The organism is Lachnobacterium bovis (genome assembly GCF_900111325.1).
In the GTDB taxonomy this organism is placed as follows: Bacteria; Bacillota; Clostridia; order Lachnospirales; family Lachnospiraceae; genus Roseburia; species Roseburia bovis_A.
This window is the reverse complement of record NZ_FOGW01000059.1, coordinates 1-1,398: the sequence shown is the minus strand read 5'-3', so window position 1 is coordinate 1,398 and position 1,398 is coordinate 1. Positions and strand designations below refer to the sequence as shown.

Annotated in this window: 1 protein-coding gene; it reads right to left on the bottom strand. The window is 34.6% G+C overall.

Features of this window, described 5'->3' with window-relative positions; genetic code table 11:
* Positions 1-279: 279 nt before the first annotated feature.
* Positions 280-723 carry a GNAT family N-acetyltransferase gene (locus tag BMY79_RS11755; RefSeq protein WP_022750261.1) on the bottom strand — a complete coding sequence of 148 codons (444 nt, stop codon included), beginning with the start codon at positions 721-723 and terminating at the stop codon, positions 280-282.
* Positions 724-1,398: the final 675 nt, after the last annotated feature.

Here is a 1,398-nt window from a genome sequence, read left to right as displayed (position 1 = left end):
TCATTATAATGGGCTTCTAACCACTTTTGTTGAGCATATTTTGATAAAGGAAAAGCCCAACCAACAACAAGATCTTCCATCTGAGGATCATTAAACATCTCTATAATCATTTCGCAATCCGATAGTTCCATCGCTCTCAACATTACTTTTTTCCCATAAATATTCATCTTATACCCCCGAAATTTTTAGTTTTTATTTCTTCTATGTGTAACTTTATGTTTTCAAATGTATGTTTTAACATTTACGTAATGATTTTGCCTAGCTCCCTTTCTATGATTATTATACATTCATAACAAGTTCAATTTCATCTTCATCCTCAACTCCCGTAGCGGAAAAACCAATACTTTCATATAGCGCTTTGGCTACATAATTATTTTTATTACAGGTTAGTGCAATTCTGCTAGAATCACCGAATGGTTTTGCTTTTATATATTCAATAATTTGGTTAAGCGCAGCTCTCCCATAACCTTTACCTTGCAAAGATTCATCAATCATCATATGCCAAATATCATACTCAGGTACATCATAATCATATATCACCATGACATACCCAACCATCTTTTCATCAGCATATATTCCAAAGGGTTGGCATTGATTCCTATATACATAAGCCTGCGCTAGACTCCGTACCGGATGAGAAACATACTCCTCTTGACCTTTAGCTAACTTGAGATTAAATGCATCTACAAAATTGTCCTCGTTAATTACCTTCAAACTAATCATATTTTTCCTCCATAAATATTCTAGTTAACTGATTCCTTCGAGCTTGTATGAATATCTACGAAAGCCATGACTTTTTTAAGAACAAAGAGTCGCTCGCGACTCTTTGCTCGCCGATGCGCGCAAGCTTTAGCTTGCATAATTCATCTGTGCATCGGTCGCATCCATAGCGGAGCGTTTTTATATCATAGGAAAGCAATTTCCTATGCTATAAAAAAAAGCCGTGGCAAAAGTCCACGGCATCTAATCATAATAAATTAAACAAAAATCACCGAGGTCTTCATGAGATATTCAGATAAAATATTCATTCTAGTTATCATCATAATGAAGCACCTCCTCTCCTAATAATAATAGTTTATTACAATAGTTACAAAGCTGTCAACAAAAAACTTTCCGGTTCCGTAAAAAATTCTAATCCCCACTCCTTTGCTACATCCATAGAAAGACAGTCAGCAAATCTCTTTTACAAAAATCTTGTCCCCATCTTTTGGAGCAATTTGGTCAACCATCTCAAAATCCTATCTATAGCACCCACGATACATTTAGCTATAATTCAATGTTTTTTAACCAATCCATCCCGACTAATTTTTCACGCATGAATGAAATACAATCCTCTAAATCAAGTTTAGAATTTCCTATGCCATTCACGATAGTGTAAATGAAAAGGATTATCAAAGA